This is a genomic window from Bradyrhizobium manausense, from assembly GCF_001440035.1.
GTDB classification, from domain to species: Bacteria; Pseudomonadota; Alphaproteobacteria; order Rhizobiales; family Xanthobacteraceae; genus Bradyrhizobium; species Bradyrhizobium manausense.
Map to the genome: position 1 here is coordinate 2,591 of NZ_LJYG01000115.1, position 1,835 is coordinate 4,425.

At 65.4% G+C, this 1,835-nt stretch carries 1 protein-coding gene; it reads right to left on the bottom strand.

Going from position 1 to position 1,835, the window contains the following annotated elements; translation table 11 throughout:
- Positions 1–1,835, bottom strand: a 1,835-nt coding sequence (locus AOQ71_RS49435; protein WP_057759149.1) for a DUF1522 domain-containing protein, incomplete at both ends; no start/stop codon positions are given.

Consider the following 1,835-nt stretch of genomic DNA (forward strand, 5'->3'; position numbering starts at 1 on the left):
GAGCCGGTCTGCAGCACGTTGATCAGGTTCTTGTTGAAGTCCTGACGAACCTGCACGATCGTCAGGTTCGAACCCAGAGCCGAAGCTTCCGAGCGCAGCGTGCTCGAAGCGGCGTTCAGGTTGGTCAGCACCTTGTTGGTGGCAGAGTTGTCGATGAAGTCGACACCACCGGTCAACGCAGCGAGGCCCAGACCTTTGGAGTTGTAGGTCACGCCGGTGATGCTCAGGCTCGACTTGCCGGTCTCGTCGAACACCAGCTTGAGCTGGTCGCCGTTCAACAGGTTGACGCCGTTGAACGAGGAGTCCTGCGCAGTCGAGTCGATCTGCTGGAGGATGTTGTTGTACTGGTTTACGAGGTTGGCGCGAGCCGTCTGGGCAACCGCATCCGGGACGGGGGTGGAAGCCGTCGAGAACGTCAGGGACGTGGTGAGCGTGCCGCCGATCGAACCACCTGCAGTGCTCGAACCGATGGTCGAGGACGCGTAGTCGTTGGTGGTCGAGATCGTCAGCCGGCCATTGGCGTCGATCGTCGCAGTCAGGTTGTTGGCCTGCAACTGCGTGTTGAGCTGATCGAGCGTCTTGACCGTGCCGTTGGTACCGTCGCCGAAAGTGACGTTGACCGCCGTGCCGCCGCTGAAGGAGGTGAAGGTCAAGGTCTTGCCGGTGATACCGCCGATGCCGGAGGTGCGCGCCGCGGTGAAGGCATTCGCCGTGCCGGTGTTGCCGGCGAGGCCAAGCACGTTCAGCGCATTGCCGGTGCCGGTGACCGACAGATCGGCGTTGACGCCGGTCGAGATCTTCAGCTGGCCCGAAGCGTTGATCGACGAGTTGGTCTGGCCGGTGGCCGTCGCAAGCGTCGCGGTGCCGTTGGCGTTGACGGTCGCGGTCTGCACGCCGGTGGCAAGGTCGATCGCCTTCAGCACGTCGTTGACGGTTCCGGCCTGCAGGTAGACGGTCGAGTTGCCGTTGCCGTCTGTGACGACCGCACCGCTCGCACCGAAGCCGGACGGAACGCTCGGCGCACCGGTGGTGCCGGGGGTCGGGGCGTTCTTGAACGTGATGACGTGACCGTCGACATTCAGCGTCGAGCCGTCAGCAATCGTCGAGCCCAGCGAGGCCGAGCTGGTGGTCCTGGCGACGTTGACGGTGGCGTTGCCGCCGCCGACCGACGTCGTCAGGCCGAGAGCCTTGAGCAGGTCAGCCTTGCCCGTCACGCTCAGATCCGCACCGGTCGAGGTTTCCAGCGAGACCTTGCCGCCGCCGACGCTCGAGGCGGTCTGGTTGACGCTGGTGGCGATGGTCGCAGCGCCGGCGCTAATCGAAACCGTCTTGACGCCGCTGGCGAGATCGACCGCGGTCAATAGGTCGCTGACGTTTGCAGCTGGCGTACCCGAGGTGCCGAGATAGACGGTCGAGTTGCCATTGCCGTCCGTGACGATGTTGCCGCTGACGCCGGAACCGGTCGGAACGCCGGAGGTTGCCGGAGCCGAGCCCGCACGGAAGGTGATGGTCTTGCCGTTGACCGTCAGCGTGTCGCCGTCAGCTGGCTGGGCGTTGCCGACCAGGCCGGTCGCCGAGGTGCCGCTGGACGCGATCAGGGTGATGGCGCCGGTCAGAGCCGTGGAGCCGTCACCGGCCGTTGCCGCCGTTCCCTGCAGAACGCCGATGGTGGCGCCGAGGGTGGTGGTGCCGCTGGCAGCGGTGGTGCCGCCGGCCGCGCCGTCATAAATGACGTTGCTGCTTGCGGTCGCGCTGGCGAAGGAGGTCGTGCCACGCAAATCGGCCGCCGTTGCACCGGAGATCGTGGTGGAGACGTTCGACTTGGTGGAATAACC